This is a genomic window from Sphingopyxis sp. (assembly GCF_965279725.1).
In the GTDB taxonomy this organism is placed as follows: domain Bacteria; phylum Pseudomonadota; class Alphaproteobacteria; order Sphingomonadales; family Sphingomonadaceae; genus Sphingopyxis.
In genome coordinates, this window is the sequence record NZ_CBDIIL010000001.1 from 487,253 (window position 1) to 503,563 (window position 16,311).

At 65.5% G+C, this 16,311-nt stretch carries 14 protein-coding genes; 6 read left to right on the top strand and 8 right to left on the bottom strand.

Annotated elements, in window-relative coordinates; genetic code table 11:
* Positions 1–27 precede the first annotated feature (27 nt).
* The 3 genes from ACQY6T_RS02340 to ACQY6T_RS02350 all read right to left on the bottom strand — a co-directional run bounded on the left by ACQY6T_RS02340 (position 28) and on the right by ACQY6T_RS02350 (position 3,616).
* The gene (locus ACQY6T_RS02340) at positions 28–684 is read right to left on the bottom strand and encodes an XrtA/PEP-CTERM system exopolysaccharide export protein (RefSeq protein ID WP_428627967.1); all 657 of its coding nucleotides are present in this window, start codon (positions 682–684) and stop codon (positions 28–30) included.
* A gap of 173 nt (positions 685–857) precedes the next feature.
* Positions 858–2,087: a pyridoxal-dependent decarboxylase, exosortase A system-associated gene (locus ACQY6T_RS02345; protein WP_428627970.1), complete on the bottom strand. Its 1,230-nt coding sequence runs from the start codon at positions 2,085–2,087 to the stop codon at positions 858–860.
* Positions 2,084–3,616 carry an acyl-CoA ligase (AMP-forming), exosortase A system-associated gene (locus ACQY6T_RS02350; RefSeq protein WP_428627973.1) on the bottom strand — a complete coding sequence of 511 codons (1,533 nt, stop codon included), beginning with the start codon at positions 3,614–3,616 and terminating at the stop codon, positions 2,084–2,086. Before ACQY6T_RS02350 ends, ACQY6T_RS02345 begins: the two co-directional genes overlap by 4 nt.
* Positions 3,617–3,652: 36 nt before the next feature.
* Between ACQY6T_RS02350 and ACQY6T_RS02355 the strand changes: the two genes are divergently transcribed.
* From ACQY6T_RS02355 to ACQY6T_RS02370, 4 genes are all read left to right on the top strand, one after another.
* Positions 3,653–4,648 carry a GNAT family N-acetyltransferase gene (locus ACQY6T_RS02355; RefSeq protein WP_428627975.1) on the top strand — a complete coding sequence of 332 codons (996 nt, stop codon included), beginning with the start codon at positions 3,653–3,655 and terminating at the stop codon, positions 4,646–4,648.
* On the top strand, positions 4,642–4,911 hold the full coding sequence (locus tag ACQY6T_RS02360; RefSeq protein WP_428628818.1) for an acyl carrier protein: 270 nt from the start codon (positions 4,642–4,644) through the stop codon (positions 4,909–4,911). Before ACQY6T_RS02355 ends, ACQY6T_RS02360 begins: the two co-directional genes overlap by 7 nt.
* 124 nt (positions 4,912–5,035) lie before the next feature.
* The gene (locus ACQY6T_RS02365; RefSeq protein ID WP_428627977.1) at positions 5,036–5,722 is read left to right on the top strand and encodes a hypothetical protein; all 687 of its coding nucleotides are present in this window, start codon (positions 5,036–5,038) and stop codon (positions 5,720–5,722) included.
* Entirely contained in the window at positions 5,707–6,504 is a 798-nt protein-coding gene (locus ACQY6T_RS02370) for a hydrolase 1, exosortase A system-associated (RefSeq protein ID WP_428627978.1), read from the top strand. Before ACQY6T_RS02365 ends, ACQY6T_RS02370 begins: the two co-directional genes overlap by 16 nt.
* Positions 6,505–6,638: 134 nt before the next feature.
* Here the strand turns inward: ACQY6T_RS02370 and trxB are convergent, their stop codons facing one another.
* The gene (trxB, locus tag ACQY6T_RS02375) at positions 6,639–7,604 is read right to left on the bottom strand and encodes a thioredoxin-disulfide reductase (RefSeq protein WP_428627980.1); all 966 of its coding nucleotides are present in this window, start codon (positions 7,602–7,604) and stop codon (positions 6,639–6,641) included.
* A 114-nt stretch (positions 7,605–7,718) separates the two neighbouring features.
* Between trxB and ACQY6T_RS02380 the strand changes: the two genes are divergently transcribed.
* Both ACQY6T_RS02380 and ACQY6T_RS02385 read left to right on the top strand, forming a co-directional pair.
* On the top strand, positions 7,719–8,345 hold the full coding sequence (locus ACQY6T_RS02380; RefSeq protein WP_428627983.1) for a class I SAM-dependent methyltransferase: 627 nt from the start codon (positions 7,719–7,721) through the stop codon (positions 8,343–8,345).
* A 15-nt stretch (positions 8,346–8,360) separates the two neighbouring features.
* Positions 8,361–9,695, top strand: a complete 1,335-nt coding sequence (locus ACQY6T_RS02385) for a caspase family protein (RefSeq protein ID WP_428627985.1) — start codon at positions 8,361–8,363, stop codon at positions 9,693–9,695.
* A 4-nt stretch (positions 9,696–9,699) separates the two neighbouring features.
* On the opposite strand, the gene ACQY6T_RS02390 is transcribed toward ACQY6T_RS02385, so the two are convergent.
* From ACQY6T_RS02390 to ACQY6T_RS02405, 4 genes are all read right to left on the bottom strand, one after another.
* A complete protein-coding gene (locus ACQY6T_RS02390) occupies positions 9,700–10,434 on the bottom strand; it encodes a rhodanese-related sulfurtransferase (RefSeq protein ID WP_428627988.1) in 735 nt (244 codons plus the stop codon).
* Positions 10,435–10,462: 28 nt separating this feature from the next.
* Entirely contained in the window at positions 10,463–12,478 is a 2,016-nt protein-coding gene (locus tag ACQY6T_RS02395; RefSeq protein WP_428627991.1) for a GMC family oxidoreductase N-terminal domain-containing protein, read from the bottom strand.
* Positions 12,479–12,569: 91 nt separating this feature from the next.
* Positions 12,570–13,790 (bottom strand): hypothetical protein, encoded by a 1,221-nt coding sequence (locus ACQY6T_RS02400; protein ID WP_428627992.1) that lies wholly within the window; start codon positions 13,788–13,790, stop codon positions 12,570–12,572.
* Positions 13,791–14,021: 231 nt separating this feature from the next.
* On the bottom strand, positions 14,022–16,118 hold the full coding sequence (locus tag ACQY6T_RS02405; RefSeq protein WP_428627995.1) for a malate synthase G: 2,097 nt from the start codon (positions 16,116–16,118) through the stop codon (positions 14,022–14,024).
* Positions 16,119–16,311 lie beyond the last annotated feature (193 nt).

Genomic DNA, 16,311 nt, shown 5'->3' on the forward strand with positions numbered 1-16,311 from the left:
AGATGGTTTGGTTTGGCGGGCTTCGGGTCAGAACATGCTTTCGGGGATGATGATGACATCGCCGGGCTGCAACCGCACATTCGCCTTGATGTCGCCGCGCTTGATCAGGTCGTTCAGCCGCAGGCCGAATTCCTGCTGCTTGCCACTGCCCTTGTCGAAACGGACGAGTCGCGCCTTGTTTCCAGCCGCATATTCGCCCAGCCCGCCGACTGCAATCATTGCGTCGAGCACGGTCATGTTGGCGCGGAACGGAATCGACGCCGGCTTTTCGGTCGCGCCGACGATCCGCACCTGCTGCGAAAAGGTGCTGTTAAAGGTCGTGACGATCACGCTGACGATCGGATCGGTGATATATTGGCTGAGCTGGAGCTTGATATCCTGCTGCAGCATCGTCGGCGTCTTGCCCACCGCGGGCATGTCGGTGATCAGCGGCGTGGTGATCCGGCCATCGGGCCGCACCTGGACCTTGCCGCCGAGTTCGGGGTTGCGCCACACAAAGATCTGGAGCTCGTCGAGCGGGCCAATGATATATTCTTCGCCCGGCCCTTCCTGGTTCTGGACAAAGTTCGCGCTGGGTAGCTGCGGCGCGCCGCTACCGGCGCCGACGCAGCCGGACAGCGCGGTGGCCGCGATACCGGAAACGAGCGCGGCGCGGGCGACGCGGAGCGAGGGGAACGAAGCCATAATCAATCAACCTTTCGAGCCGCGGGCAGTTGCCGCGGTCCCAATCCCCGCAGCAACAGTCATTGCGTCAGCTTCCGCCATTGCCCAGAAAGGGTGAACATACGGTTAGTATTGAGATAAGTTTGCCTAGCACACCGGCAAGACTGTCCCGTTAAGGAACAGCTTTTGCGCCGTCAGACGAGCATTTCTCGCGCCGATCCCTGCCCCAGGAAGCTCGCGGGGCTGGCGCTCGCGCCATAAGCGCCCGCGAGGAAGACCGCGATCAGGTCGCCGACGTCGGCGCGCGGCAGCGCGACCTGGTCGCCAAGGCGATCGAGCGGGGTACAGAGGCAACCGACGACTGAAACGGTCTCGACCGGCTCGCTGCCGAAGGCGTTCATCACCGCGATCGGGTAGTTGCGGCGGATGACGGTGCCGAAATTGCCGCTGGCCGCGAGCTGATGGTGCAGGCCGCCATCGGTGACGAGAAAAGTCTCGGCATGGCTGATTTTGCGATCGACAATGCGGGTCAGATAGACCCCAGCCTCGGCGACCAGCCAGCGGCCGAGTTCCATCGCAAAACGACTGTTTTCAAGGCTTGCGGAGCGCTGCGCCAGCGTATCGGCAAGCGCGATCCCGACCGTCGCGGCGTCGACCGCCTTGTCACCCGGAAAATAAGGAACCCCCATGCCGCCGCCCAGATTGACGAGCGGCGGGGTAGCACCGATTTCGTCCGCTAATCGCCCCGCCAGCGCCACGGTCTGCGCCTGCGTGTCGGCGATGGCGGCGGCGTCAAGCGCCTGCGATCCCGCGAAAATATGAAAGCCCTGCCAATCGGCGCCCGACGCGATCAGGCGACGCACCAGCGGGGGAACCTCGTTGGCATCGACCCCGAAAGGCTTGGCCCCGCCGCCCATTTTCATCCCCGATCCCTTGAGATCAAAGTCGGGATTGACCCGCACCGCGAGCCGCGGCGTCACGCCCAGATTGGCCGCGATCGACAGCGCCCGCTCGGCCTCGCCCGCCGATTCCAGATTGAGCGTCGCGCCCGCCGTAATGGCGGCATCCAGTTCGCGGTCGCGCTTGCCCGGCCCCGCAAAGCTGATGTCCTGCGCCGCCATGCCGCTTGCCAGCGCGGCCTTGAGCTCGCCGCCCGACGCGACATCGAACCCGTCGACCAGCCCTGCCATAAAAACGAGCAGCGGCGCATAGGGGTTCGCCTTCATCGCATAATGAAGCTGCACCGCATCCGGCATCGCCGCGCGCCATTCGGCCACCCGCGCCGTCAGCATCGCGCTGTCATAGACGAAGAGCGGGGTATCGCCCGCCATGTCGGCGAGCGCGTCGGCGCGGTCGCCGCCGATCAGCAACATGCCATCGGTGTCTGCAACATAACCGGGCGGGATCGGACCGTGCGGCTTCATGCTGCGCCCTCATGCGCCCATTCGGCGGCAATCGCCACCCGGTCGAGCTTGCCGTTCGGATTGCGCGGCAGCGTATCGCGCCACTGAATGACCCGCGGCTGCATGAAATTGGGGAGATTCTGGCGCAGATATCCCGCCAGCCCTTCCTCGTCAGCAACGCCGCTCTTGCCGCGCACGATCAGGACGATCGCAGCGCCGAGCCGCGGATCGGCAACCCCGAACGCGACGGCTTCGTAAATCAGCCCCGACGCGACCGCGACATCCTCGACCTCGGTCGGGCTGACGCGGTTGCCCGCGGTCTTGATCATCGCGTCGTCGCGGCCGACGAAATAGAGGAGATGGTTGGCGTCGCGGCGCACCGTGTCGCCCGACCACACCGCCATGCCGCCATAGCGCGACACGCGCGGCGCAGGTTTGAAGCGCTGCGCGGTGCGTTCGTCGTCCCGCCAATAGCCCTTGGCAACCAGCGGCCCACAGTGGACGAGTTCGCCCGGCTCCTCGTCGGCGGTGATCGTGCCATCGGCGCGGCACACCAGTATCTCGGCATGCGGGATCGCTCGCCCCATCGACGTCGGATGGTCGGCGACATATTTCGGATCGAGATAGGTCGAACGGAAGGCTTCGGTGAGCCCGTACATCGGATAGATGTCGGCGTTCGGAAAAGTGGCGCGCATCGCGTCGATCAGCGACGGCGTCAGCGCCCCGCCGCTGTTGGTCAGCCGCTGGAGGTGCGCGGCGGTTGCGGCGGGCCATGCGGCCTCGACAAGCTGCACCCAGAGCGGCGGCACCCCGGCAAGCGTCGTTATCCCGTGCCGCGCCACCGCTTTCACCACATCGCGCGGGGTCAGATAATCGAGCGGCGCCACCGCGGCCCCCGCATACCAGCTCGAAAGCAACTGATTCTGCCCATAATCGAAGCTGAGCGGCAACACGCCCAGCACCCGGTCGTCGCGGTTGAGCCTGAGATAGGACGCAACGCTCTCGGCTCCGAGCCACAGATTCGCGTGGCTGAGCATCACCCCCTTCGGCCGCCCAGTCGAGCCGCTGGTATAAAGAATCGCGGCGAGATCGTCAGGTTCGGCGATCGAAAGTGGAAGCCCCTGCCCGGCCGAATCAATCACTTCCTCGGCGATCTTCAAGTCCTGCACCGCACACGCGACCGGCCGCGCGTCGCCCAGCATGTCGGCGCGCGCACTGTTCGTGACGAGCAGCTTCGCGCCGCTGTCGGCCAATATATGCGCGACCTGCGGCCCCTTGAGCAGCGGGTTAACCGGGACATGGATCAGCCCTGCGCGCACCGCCGCGAGCGGGATCAGGCACGCGAGCCGAGTCTTCGCGCTCCAGCTTGCGACCCTTTCACCCGGGCCGCCGACCTGTTCGAGCAGCCATGACGCCAGCCGTCCCACCCCGGCGTCGAGCTGAGCAAAGGTCGTCACCTCGTCACCGATCAAAAGCGCAGGCGCGTCGGCGCCGCCGCAGCGGGCAAGATGGTCGATGGGTCGCGAAGATGGCTTTTCGGGCGTGGTCATCGGCTGTTAGGACTGAGGGTGATAGAGGGCAGCACCATGCAAGGGAACGGTGAACATCACGCTAATGATATGCGGCTGCCCGCCACAGCGCGCGCAGCCGGCTTTGCGTCGCCGTTCGACCGTGCAAACTGGTTCGACCTGCTCGAAGCGCATGGCTTTGCGGGTCGGGGGCGTTTCGACGCGCATGCCAGCGCCGGGTCGACGACGGCTTGGCTGCCATTGCGGATCGAGAAGCCGGGCGAATTCGCCGGGCTCACCAACTGGTACAGCTTTTCGATCCGTCCGCTCTTTACTGGCGATGGCGACCGCGCCGGCGCTTTGCGCGCGCTCTTCAGAAACCTTCGCCAGCACAGCGCCCGCCTGACGCTCTATCCCGTCCCTGATACCGCAGACCTCACCGCCGCTCTCCGCGCCGCGGGCTGGTGCGTGAAAGCGACCCCGGCGGGCGATCGCCACTGGCTCGACCTTGGCGATATGGATCATGACGCGTGGTGGGCCAGCTGCCCCGGCGCGCTGCGCAATACGGTGCAGCGCAAAGCGAAGAAGGGCATCGTCGACATCCAGTTGCTCACCGCCTTCGACGATGGCAGCTGGGCCGCCTATGAAACCATCTATGCCGCCAGCTGGAAACCCGAAGAAGGTCACCCCGCGCTGCTGCGCGCCTTTGCCGAAGGCGAGGGAGCGCGCGGCAACCTGCGCATGGGCATCGCGCGCATCGACGGCATCCCCGTCGCCGCGCAGTATTGGACCGTCGAGGACGGCACCGCCTTCATCCACAAGCTGGCACATGTCGAGGATAGCCTGAAAGCATCACCCGGCACCTTGCTGTCGGCCGCGCTGTTCCGCCATGTTATCAAGGTCGACCGGGTGAAACGCATCGACTTCGGCACCGGCAACGACGGCTACAAGCGCGACTGGATGAACCGCCACGACCCGCTATGGCGGATCGAGGCTTTCAATCCGTCGCGCGCCGCGGCATGGGGACCGGCACTCAAGACCTTTGCCCGTTCCGTGTTGAGGAAAGAATCGTGACCGATAGCAGCTCCGTCGATGCCACCCTTCGCGCCCTGCTTGCCGATGTGCTCGGCCTCGGCGAAGACAGCGCCGCCGCGCTGACCGACGACAGCGGCCTGTTCGGCGCGCTGCCCGAGTTCGACTCGATGGCAGTCGCGACGGTGCTGACCGAGATGGAAGACCGCCTCGGCATCCTCATCGACGATGACGAGATCGACGGCGAGATCTTTGAAACCTACGGCAATTTGCTGGCCTTCTCGCTGCGCAAAGTAACGGATTGAGAGCTATCGGTTTGCATCCGTCCCCCTTTCATCGTCATCCCGGCGAAGGCCGGGATCTCGCCGTCGCGAATTACGCTGCGGTGAGATCCCGGCCTTCGCCGGGATGACGACAGGGAGCATGCGAATGGCGACCCCCACCCCCGAACACACCCTCCGCATCACCCCCACCGGCACCCCGCGCGCCACGATCCTGCTCGTCCTGCCGCTGTTCGAAGAAGCCAACCGCACCCGCCGCACCATCGTCCTCGCGATGCGCGCGCTGGCGGCCGACGGTTTCGCGACCCTGCTCCCCGACCTCCCCGGCCAGAATGAAAGCCTCGTCGCGCTGGAACAGGTCGATCTCGCCAGCTGGCAGAGCGCCCTCGCCGATGCCGCAGCCACCATCGACGGCCCGCTGATCATCGCCTCGCTGCGCGGCGGCGCCCTGATCGACCACCATGCAAAAGCCACCGCATGGTGGCGCCTCGCCCCCGTCGGCGGCGCGTCGCTGCTCCGTACCCTGATGCGCGCGCGCGTCGCCGCGGATCGCGAAGGCGGTGTGACCTCGTCGCTCGACGGCCTGCAAGCCGCAGCCGCCGCCGCGCCATTGCTGCTCGCGGGCAACCGGCTCTCGCCCACCATGGTCGCACAGCTCGGCAGCGCCGAAGTCCAAACCATCGTCCCGGTCCGCACCGTCACCCTCGGCACCGGCGCCGAGGCCATCGCTGGCACCCCCCTGTGGCTGCGCGCCGAACCCGGCGAGGATGCCGCGATGGCTGAAGCGATCGCCGCCGACATCGCCGCATGGAGCACGACATGCGGCATCAGCTGACCTTTCCGTGCGAAGGCGCCACCCTCGCCGCAACGCTCGACGACGCACCGGGCACCACCGGCCTGCTCATCGTCTCGGGCGGCAATGAAATCCGCAGCGGCGCGCATCGCGGCATTGCGACGCTTGCGCAGCGCATCGCCGAAGCCGGTCACCCCGTCTTCCGCTTCGACCGCCGCGGCATCGGCGACAGCGAGGGCGTGAACGGCGGCTACACCAGCAGTGCCCCCGACATCGCCGCCGCAATCGCCGTCTTCCGCCGCGCCGCACCAAAACTCACCCGCATCACCGCCTTCGGCAATTGCGACGCCGCCAGCGCACTGCTGCTCCATCAGCCACTGCCGCTAGACGCGCTGTTCCTCGCCAATCCGTGGACTTACGAAAATGATGACAGCGAGGAGACGGATGAACCCACGCTGCCGCCCGCAACCGCGATCCGTGCACGCTATCTGGCGCGGTTGAAGGATCCGAAAAGCCTGATCCGGCTGCTGAAGGGCGAGGTCGATTTTCGCAAGCTGCTGCGCGGCTTGTCGGCGCTCGGCAAACCGCCGGCACCGGCAGCGCCCGATGGCCTGCCGGCGCGGATCGAGGCTGCGTTGGCCGGACTCGGTTGCCCGGCGACCATCCTGCTCGCGACGGGCGACCGGACGGCGCAGGCTTTTATGGAGAATTATCCGACGGCATTGAGCCGGGTTCCGGTCGAGCGTCTCGCCAGTCCGTCGCACAGCTTTGCCGGGGATGATGGCGCGTGGTTGGCGGAGCGGATACTGGAAAAATTGGATTGATTGCGTCATCCCGGGCTTGACCCGGGACCCGCCTTCTTTCTTCCCAGCCTCGAGCGAAAAGACAAGGCAGGCCCCGGGTCAAGCCCGGGGTGACGATAGAGGGGACCGTCGATTGGCGGCGCGGCGGCCCAGCCTCAAGCCTCCACCGACGCCTTATACTCGGCTTCGGCCAAGAACCGCTCGGCATCCAGCGCCGCCATGCAGCCCATGCCGGCTGCGGTCACCGCCTGGCGATACACCTTGTCGGTGACGTCACCCGCCGCAAACACCCCAGGGATGCTTGTCAACGACGTCCCCGGCGTCACCGCCAGATACCCGTCCGCATCCAGCGGCAGCTTGCCCTTGAACAGCTCCGTGGACGGGCTGTGGCCGATCGCGACAAAACCGCCGTCGGTCGGCTCATGGCTCGCTTCGCCGGTGACGGTATCGATCAGGTCGACGCCGACGAGACCCGAAACGCCCTCACCCGCGACGAAACGATCGACCTTCTTGTTCCACAACACTTTGATCTTCGGATTGACCAGTAAGCGGTCCTGCAGGATCTTTTCGGCGCGCAAATGGTCGCGGCGGTGGATCAGCGTCACATCGTCGCTGTGGTTGGTGAGGTAGAGCGCTTCCTCGACCGCGGTGTTGCCGCCGCCGATCACCACGACCTTTTTTCCGCGATAGAAAAAGCCGTCGCACGTGGCGCATGCCGACACGCCCTTGCCGCCCAGTTCGTGCTCGCCCGGAACGCCCAGCCATTTCGCCTGTGCGCCGGTCGCGATGACGAGGGTTTCGGCCATATAGACGTCGCCGCCGTCGCCGGTGATCTTGAACGGGCGGCGCGACAGGTCGACGTCGACGATCGTGTCCCAGATCATGCTGGTCCCGACATGCATCGCCTGCGCGGTCATCTGTTCCATCAGCCACGGGCCTTGCACCACCTCGGCAAAGCCCGGATAGTTTTCGACGTCGGTGGTAATTGTCAGCTGGCCGCCGGGTTGCAGCCCCTGCACAACGATCGGCATCATCCCGGCGCGCGCCGCATAGATGGCGGCCGACAGGCCGGCGGGGCCGGAGCCGAGGATGAGCATCTTGGTGTGGTGAACGCTGGGCATGATCGTCTTTCAGTGGCTGTGCGGACAGGCACAGATGGGTGTTGCCAACCGCGCTAGCAAGGGTCACCTTCCGCGCCAAGGGAAGACTGGCCGCGCCAAGGGGGAGTCCGACAAATGGCGAGTTGGTGGGAACGTCATGGAGTGCCGCGCCTGATCAAATGCGCCTGTTCGCAAGGGCAGATCATGAAGGTGCGCAGCAAGGTCGTGCCGCATGCGCGCGGCGACGTACTCGAACTTGGTTGCGGCGGCGGCATCAACATGGAATTTTACGTGTCCGAGCGCGTGACCAGCTTCACCGGCCTCGACCCCTCGCCCGAATTGCTGGCGATGAGCCGCGCCGCGGCGCAGGCGCGCGGGATGACGGCCGATATTCAGGGCGGCGTCGGCGAGGCGATGCCGTTTGCTGACGCGCGCTTCGACACTGTCGTCACCACCTTCACTTTGTGCTCGGTTGCCGAACAGGCGGCGGTGCTCGCCGAAATCCGCCGCGTGCTAAGGCCCGGCGGCACCGCGCTGTTCCTCGAACATGGCGCCGCGCCCGATGCCGGAGTCGCGAAATGGCAGCGGCGTATCGAGCCGGTGTGGAAACGCATCGGCGGCAATTGCCACCTGACCCGCCCGATCGGCGATGCGTATGAAAAGGCCGGCTTTTCGGTCGATCGGCAATTCGCCGCCTATATGCCGCAGACCCCGCGCCCGTTCGGCTGGGTCGAATATGGCACCGCCCGCCCGCTTTCCTGACCAGAGGATATCGAAATGACGAGAGTTTGGCTTATCGCGCTCACCGCCGCCTTTTTATCGGTGTCGACCGGCGCCGAGGCGCGCAAGGTCGCGCTGGTGATCGGCAATTCGGACTATGCGAACACCAGCCGCCTGGCGAACCCGGTCAACGACATCAAGATCATCGCGGCGTCGGCGAAGCAGGCGGGGTTCGATGACGTGACGATTGCGGCCGACCTGTCGGTCAACGACTTCCAGAAAGCGATGCGCGATTTCCGCGCCAAGGCCGATGGGGCCGACGTCGCGATGGTCTATTTCGCGGGGCACGGCATCGAGGCACAGGGCAAGAACTGGCTGATCCCGACCGACGCGCAGCTGAAATCGGACCTCGATCTGCCCTATGAAGCGATCAACCTCGATCGGTTGATGGAATCGGTGTCGGGGGCGCAGGTCCGCATGGTGGTGCTCGATTCGTGCCGCAACAACCCGTTCGGCCGCTCTTGGCGGTCGGGAACGCGCGCGGTGGTCAACGGCCTGGCAGGGGTCGAGGCCGACGATGTGCTCGTCATCTTTGCCGCGGCGCCGGGGCAGACTGCCGCCGACGGGACGGCAGGCAATTCGCCTTTTGCGACTTCGCTCGCCAAACGCCTGCCACAGCCCGACGTGCCGGTGCAGCTGCTCGGCGGCCTGATCCGCGACGATGTGCTCGCGGCGACCGGCGGCAGCCAGCGCCCCTTCGTCAGCGCCAGCATCACCGGCACCCCGGTCTATCTCGTTCCGCGCGCCACCCCGACCGCACCGGCGGCTTCGGGTGACCGCAGCGGGCTGGAGGAGCTGCTGTGGAAGGGCGCGATGGCGGAGAACAATGTCCGCGGCTTCAGCGCCTATCTCGCCGAATTTCCGGCTGGCAAATTTGCGGGTCAGGCGGGCGACAATATCAACCGGCTGCTGAAGAATCCGGGCGCGACCGCCGTGCCGGTGACGATGGCCGCGGTTGAAGACCCAGCTCCAGCGACACGTCCGTCCGCGCGCAGGTTCACCCTGTCGAACGTCCGCGTCGAATGCGTCAAGCTTACCGGTCGGTTAGGACTCGGCCTGCCCGACCAATTGTTCCTGCGCTTCAACACGGGCCAGCGCTTTCCCGAGGGCAAGAGCGATATCTACTCGATCAAGAAGGGCGAAAGCTGGGCGGTGAATCAGAGCTTTGAATTTGATCAGCCGGTGAGCCTGCAACTGCGCGAATTCGACGATATCGGCGGCAGTGACAATATCGGGACGATCGACATCGGCGAAGCACCCGGGACGTTCACCCGCACGCTCGACGGCGATGCGAGCGATTATCGGGTGACCTACACGCTGACGGTCGCCTGACGGCTCAGTCCGCGCCGGGTTTCTCGCCGACCTCGACCAGCCCGTGGCCGACACTCACCCGCTCATCGAACACAAAACAGCTCCCCTGCCAGCGGCTCTGATCCGCCGGCACCTGCTCTAGATACGCCAATATGCCGCCTTTCAGGTGGACAACATCCTCGACCCCTTCATGGCGCAGAAACGCGGTCGATTTTTCGCAGCGAATGCCGCCGGTGCAGAACATCGCCACGCGCTTTCCGGCAAAGCGGTCCGCGTTCGCGCGCCACCATTCGGGAAACTCGCCAAAGCTGTTCGTTGCCGGGTCGATCGCGCCGTCGAAGCTGCCGTAACCGACCTCGAACCCGTTGCGCGTGTCGATCAGCACGGTGCCGGGATCGTCGATCAGCGCATTCCAGTCGACGGGGTCGACGTAAGGCGCGGCGTCGCGCGCCGGATCGATGCCCGGCACCTTCAGCGTCACGATTTCCTTTTTCAGCCGCACCTTCATCCGCTGGAACGGCATCGCCGCGGCGACCGAATATTTGACGTCGAGGTCGGCGCAATCAGGCAGCGCGCGGATATGCGCGATCACCGCCGCAATGTCATCGACGCGGCCGGCGATCGTTCCGTTGATGCCTTCGCGGGCGATCAGCAATGTGCCCTTGACGCCGTGCGCGGCACACAGGTCGAGCAAAGGCTGGCGCAGCACGGCGGGATCATCGAACGGCGCGAAACGATAAAGGGCAGCAACCTGGAACATCCGCGCGCCATGTACGCGCGATTGCACGTCAACGGAAGGGATCGCTCCGCCCGGTCGCATAATGCGCCATCGCCATCGTCGTCCATTGCGCGTTGACGCGAATGCAGCTCGGGAACACGCTGGCATCGGTGACCAGCACATTGGTCGTCCCATGCACTCGGCAATCGAGGTCGACGATGCCGTGCTGCGGATCTTCGTTGATCGCATTGCCGCCATGCGGGTGACTGCTCGACAGCGTGACATCATCCTGTTCGCGGATTGCATCGCGGAAAAACGCATCCACATCCATGCCGCGCGTCACCACCTGCCCGCGCGCCAGCGCCGGATAACATTCGATCGCCCCCGCGGCGAAATGCACCTTGGTCAGCGTCGCCATCGCGTCGCGCAACACCGGCAGGTCGTCCTGCACATCCAGCTGAAACTGCAACTTGTCGTTGACCACCCGCCCGCGCCGGTCGGCGGGGAACAGGATGCCCGCCGAATGGACGCGGCCGAAATTCTTCATGCGCGCGGCGTGATCGCCGAACCAGCCGGGCATCAGCGACGCCATCGACATCGGCGGCTGAAAATGACTTTCGAGCAGAAAGTCGCCGCAATCGACATAACTCGACATCTGATCCTCGTCCCACGCATTGCCGCCGACGCCGTCGGGCATCAGCGCGACGACGGGCGAGGCGACGTTGAGCGACACCTGATAGCCGGTCCCCGATATGTCGCTGCGGTCGAGCAGTTTCGACGAGGCGATCGTGCCGGCCGCAACGACGACGCCGACCTTGGCCCGCACCAGCCTGTTCGATCCATCGGGGAGGATCAGCTTCACCGCTTCGGCGTCGCGCCGGCCGTCATAGGCGGTCTGCCAGACGATCTGTTCGGCCTTGGTATCGGGCAGGATACGCGCGCCATGGTCGCGGCACGCCGCGGGCAGATAGGTCTGCGCGATGCCCATGCGGCGGCCATAGGGACAGCCCGAATTGCAGTAACCACAGTAAGCACACGCGTTGGGCGTGTTCGGCGGGCCGAAATTCTTGGTGAACCAGTCGGTGATCGCGCGCGCGTCGCGCGGTTTGCCCGACGCCGCCGCATAGGCGCGCCACCCCTCGATCAGATGCGGCCCGTTGTGCCGCCCGCTGCGCGGCTCGATCGGCGCAATGCCCAGCTTCGCCTGCACCGCATCGTAACTCGCATGAAACGCCGCCGCGTCGATCGGCGCCCCGATGCTGGCCCATTTCGCCAGCACATCCCGCGCGTCAGGATGCGTCCGCCCCGCCTCGTTGACGCGCAGACAGATGCCGTTGTTGATCGTCGACGACCCGCCGACGCAGCGCCCCTGAAACACCACGAAATCGCGGTTGGTCGACGTTTGCAACGCGCCATGCTTGTACAGCTGCGAAATCATGTCGAGTTCGTGGTGATTGATGCGGTGCGAGGGGAAAAACGGCCCCGCCTCGACGATCAGCACCTTATACCCCTGCGCCGCTATGTTATGCGCGGCGACCCCGCCGCCCGCGCCCGATCCGATCACGATCACATCATATTCGTCGCCCAGCGTCGCAGCATCAAGGATGTGCGCCGGATCGATTTCGCGCCCAGGCACCGGCTCGATCGCGACTTCGCTTGGGCCGCGCTGGCGGAACTTGGGCAGCGTGAAACCGATCTGCCGGTGCACCGGATTGGTGATATTGGCGTCCTGATCGCCCGGTACCAGCCCCGGCTGCCAATGGCCATAATAGCAGGCATAGATAATCCCGCGCAGCCGCGCCATGTCCTGGAACAGATCGATCTGGCTGTTCTGCAGCCGGTTCTTCAGTTTTGTGGCGCGTCCCGCCACGTCGTCCTCGGTAAAGAAGGGTCCGCCCAGCACCACTTCGGTCGCAATCAGCGACAGGCGAATCTCGTCGAGTTTGGTCCCCCCGACCTTGGCGAACAGCTGACAGATATTATCGACGACCTGATCGGCGGTGATCGCCATGTCGGCATCGTGAAACAGCGCCTCGGTCAGCGCCTTCAAAAATTTAAGCTGCCCGAAATTAAACGGTGCCGTCATCGCCCTGCCCCCACATTGCCCGCCTCTAGGATGGCGCGTTATAGCGGGTGGAGGCAAGGCGTATTGTATGGAAACGGCAGCGATGAGGGGATCAAAAATCCCGTCCCAACGACGCCAGCCAGAAAAAGCCAAGATCGGCATAACGCCCGCCCGCCGGATCGCCCGCCGCGGCTCGAAACGCCGCTTCCGCCTCGGCGCGCTGCCCGGCATTCAGCCGCGCCACGCCCAGCCGCACCTGCGCGCCCGCCCCGTTCGGCAGGTCCGGTTTCGCCATCGGTCCATTCCGCCCCTTGGCAATCGCGCGATCGACCTCGGCGGCGATCTCGCGCGTCGGCGACGTGGCGGCGTCGAGCAGCCCGCGCGCCACCCCTTCGCCCAGCACAGCCTTCGCCTCGCGCGGCTCGCCCGACTGGTTCAGCAGCTGCGCCATCCGCTGATATTCGGCCGCCTGCGTCAGCGCGCCAACGTGACGCGTCAGGCGAAACAGGTCGACTTCCAATGCCCCCTCCGCCGCCGCCAACTGCCGGTACACGACCAAAGCGATGCGCCAGTTTTCGGGCGTCGGAAATGCGCCGACCAACGCGCGCGCGGCGTCGATGCCGGGTGCGACCAGATTATCCTGCTGGGCGATACTTAACCGTTGCCGATACCATCCCTCCGAAACCGGTTGGCCCAGCGCGGCGCGCGCCGCGATGGCGTGCGTCAGCAGATCCATCGCACCCGGCGCATCCTTTTGCGCCAACCGCACCTGCGCCAGATTGGCCAAGGCGTCGGGGTCGGACGGCGTCAGTTCAACCCATCGCGCCCACAGCTTGCCCGCGGTGTCGAAATCGCCCGCGCGAAAGGCAATCTGCCCGCGCGTCGCCAAATGGCCCGCCAGGCGGTCCCCTCGTGTCAACGGGCTGACGATCAGCACGTCCAGCGCGCCCGCGCGCATCACATCGTCGCCGCGCCGATTGCCGATCTCCAGTTCGTACAGCGCCAGCGCGAAGCGCGCATCGCGACTGTTAACGGCGCGGCGCGCTTCGGCCAATGCGCGATCCTGACTACCGGTCTGCGCGCTGCGGGCCAGATTGCCGAGGTTCGACAGCGCCCGCATTTCCTGCGGCGACACCGCCAGCTTGCTGCCGCCAATTTCCATGACGGTGCTAACCTTGTCCTGGGCATTGGCCGCGGACAAATTGGCGATGCTGGTGCCGGCAACGAGGATCGCAGCGGCAATCACGCGAGCGTGACCCGCCCGCCGCGCCGCCTTCGACCGCGGATCGAGCCCGTTCAGGAAAGTTTTACAAGGTATCTGGATAGCGACCATAGCTGCTCACCCACTAGATCGACCCGGGCTCTACAGACGAACTACGCTTGTCGGGCAATGGTTACAATGGGTTGTCCCCTTTGGGGTGACAAGCGGACGTTGCTTCATCCTTATGTCGTCATCCCGGACTTGATCCGGGATCCACCGCAGCGCCGAAGTCTTAGACCCCGGATCAAGTCCGGAGTGACGAGGATTTAGAAACGTCGGCGACTGCTCGAAAGCAGACCGCCCTTAACCCGCCGCCTTCTTCGCCTGCCGGAACTTGTGCAGCAACGGCTCGGTGTAACCCGATGGCTGCGTTACGCCGTCAAAGATCAGCGCCCGCGCTGCCTGCCAGGCGATCCCGTCGGGCGTCAATTTTTCATACAGTGCATCGCCTGCGTTCTGCCCGTCGACCTTTGCCGCCATCCGCGCCAGCGCCGCATCGACCTGTTCCGTGCTGCACACCCCGTGCAGCAGCCAGTTGGCCAGCGCCTGGCTCGCAATCCGCAGCGTCGCGCGGTCCTCCATCAGGCCGACGTCGTCGATGTCGGGCACCTTCGAACAGCCAACCCCTTGGTCGATCCAGCGCACGACATAACCCAAAATGCCCTGGCAATTATTGTCGAGCTCGCGGGTGATCTCGGCCTCGCTCCAGTTGCGCCCGATGGCGACCGGAATGTTCAGCAACCGGTCGAGCGAGGGCACCGCCTCGCCCGCGATTTCCTTCTGGCGCGCGAACACGTCGACCATATGATAATGCAGCGCATGCAGCGTCGCGGCGGTTGGCGATGGCACCCATGCGGTGTTGGCGCCCGATTTCGCATGGCCGAGCTTGGCATCGAGCATCCCGCGCATCAGGTCGGGCATCGCCCACATCCCCTTGCCGATCTGCGCCTTGCCCGACAGCCCGCACGCCAGCCCGATGCGGACGTTGCGATCCTCATACGACGCGATCCAGTCGCTCGCCTTCATCTCGCCCTTCGGAATCATTGGCCCGGCGCGCATCGAGGTATGGATTTCGTCGCCGGTGCGATCGAGGAAGCCGGTGTTGATGAACACGATGCGGTCCTTCACCGCGTGGATGCACGCAGCCAGGTTGGCGCTGGTGCGCCGTTCCTCGTCCATCACCCCGACCTTCATCGTGTGACGCGCCAGGCCGAGCATATCCTCGACCGCGTCGAACAACCGGTCGGTAAAGCCGCACTCGTCCGGCCCATGCTGCTTCGGCTTGACGATGTAGATGCTGCCCGCGCGGCTGTTGGTGAGGGTGCCGAGGCCTTTGAGGTCGTGGAGCGCGCACAGCGCGGTGATGACGGCGTCGCACAGCCCTTCGGGCGCTTCGGCGCCGCCGGGCAGCCGGATCATAGGCGTCGTCATTAGATGCCCGACATTGCGCACGAACATCACGCTGCGGCCGTGGAGGAGGAAGGGATCGCCATTCGGCGCGGTCCATTCGCGATCGGCCTCCATCGCACGGGTAACGGTCTGCCCGCCCTTGGCGAAGCTTTCGGTCAGGTCGCCGCGCATCAGCCCGAGCCAGTTGGTGTAGCCGAGCGTCTTGTCCTCGCCATCGACGGCGGCGACGCTGTCCTCGAGGTCGATAATCGTGGTCAGCGCCGATTCCAGCACGACGTCGGCGATGCCCGCGGGGTCGGTCTTGCCGATCGCGCTCGCCGAATCGATCACCAGTTCGATGTGCAGGCCATGGTGGCGGAGCAGGATGCCGCCGGGCTTGCTGCCGACCCATTGCGTCGGATCGGCCAGCGTCAATTGGCCGCCCTGCCAGTCGGCCCAGCTTCCCGACGCGAGCGGCACTGCTTCGTCGAGGAACGCCTTGGCGCGCGCGATCACCGCCGTGCCGCGTGCCGCGTCATAGCCACCGGGCTTGGCGGGCGGCGCGTCGAGCGCGTCGGTGCCGTAAAGCGCGTCGTACAGGCTGCCCCAGCGCGCGTTGGCGGCGTTGAGCGCGAAGCGGGCGTTGAGCGCCGGCACAACCAGCTGCGGCCCGGCCATCGTCGCGATTTCGGGATCGACATTGTCGGTGCCGATCTGGAACGGCGCGGGCTCGGGAACCAGATAGCCGATGTCGCGCAGAAACGCCTGATAGGCCGCGGCGTCATGCGGCTGCCCGCCACGCGCCACATGCCATGCATCGATCTTGGACTGCAAATCCTCGCGCTTCGCCAGCAGCGCGGCATTTTCGGGGGCGAACTTGCCGAGCACGGCCGCGAAATCGGCCCAGAATTTGGCGGCGTCTAGCCCGGTACCGGACAACGCCCTCTGCTCGATAAAATCGGCCAGACGCGAATCGACGGACAAGCCGTTGCGGTCAAGAAATTCGGTCATGTCAGCACCCTTTGGTCGGCGCGGCTGCGCCCGTGGACCCGGGGAGGAAAGGGCCGCCGCCCTATGCCGCGATTGTCCCGATATGGCAATGGCGGCAATTTACCCATAGGATTTCAGTCGATGGGTTTCGTTTCAGCACTTGCCCGCGCCGTCCGCATGTGCATTATGTTGCAATGCACAACAAAACCTCTCC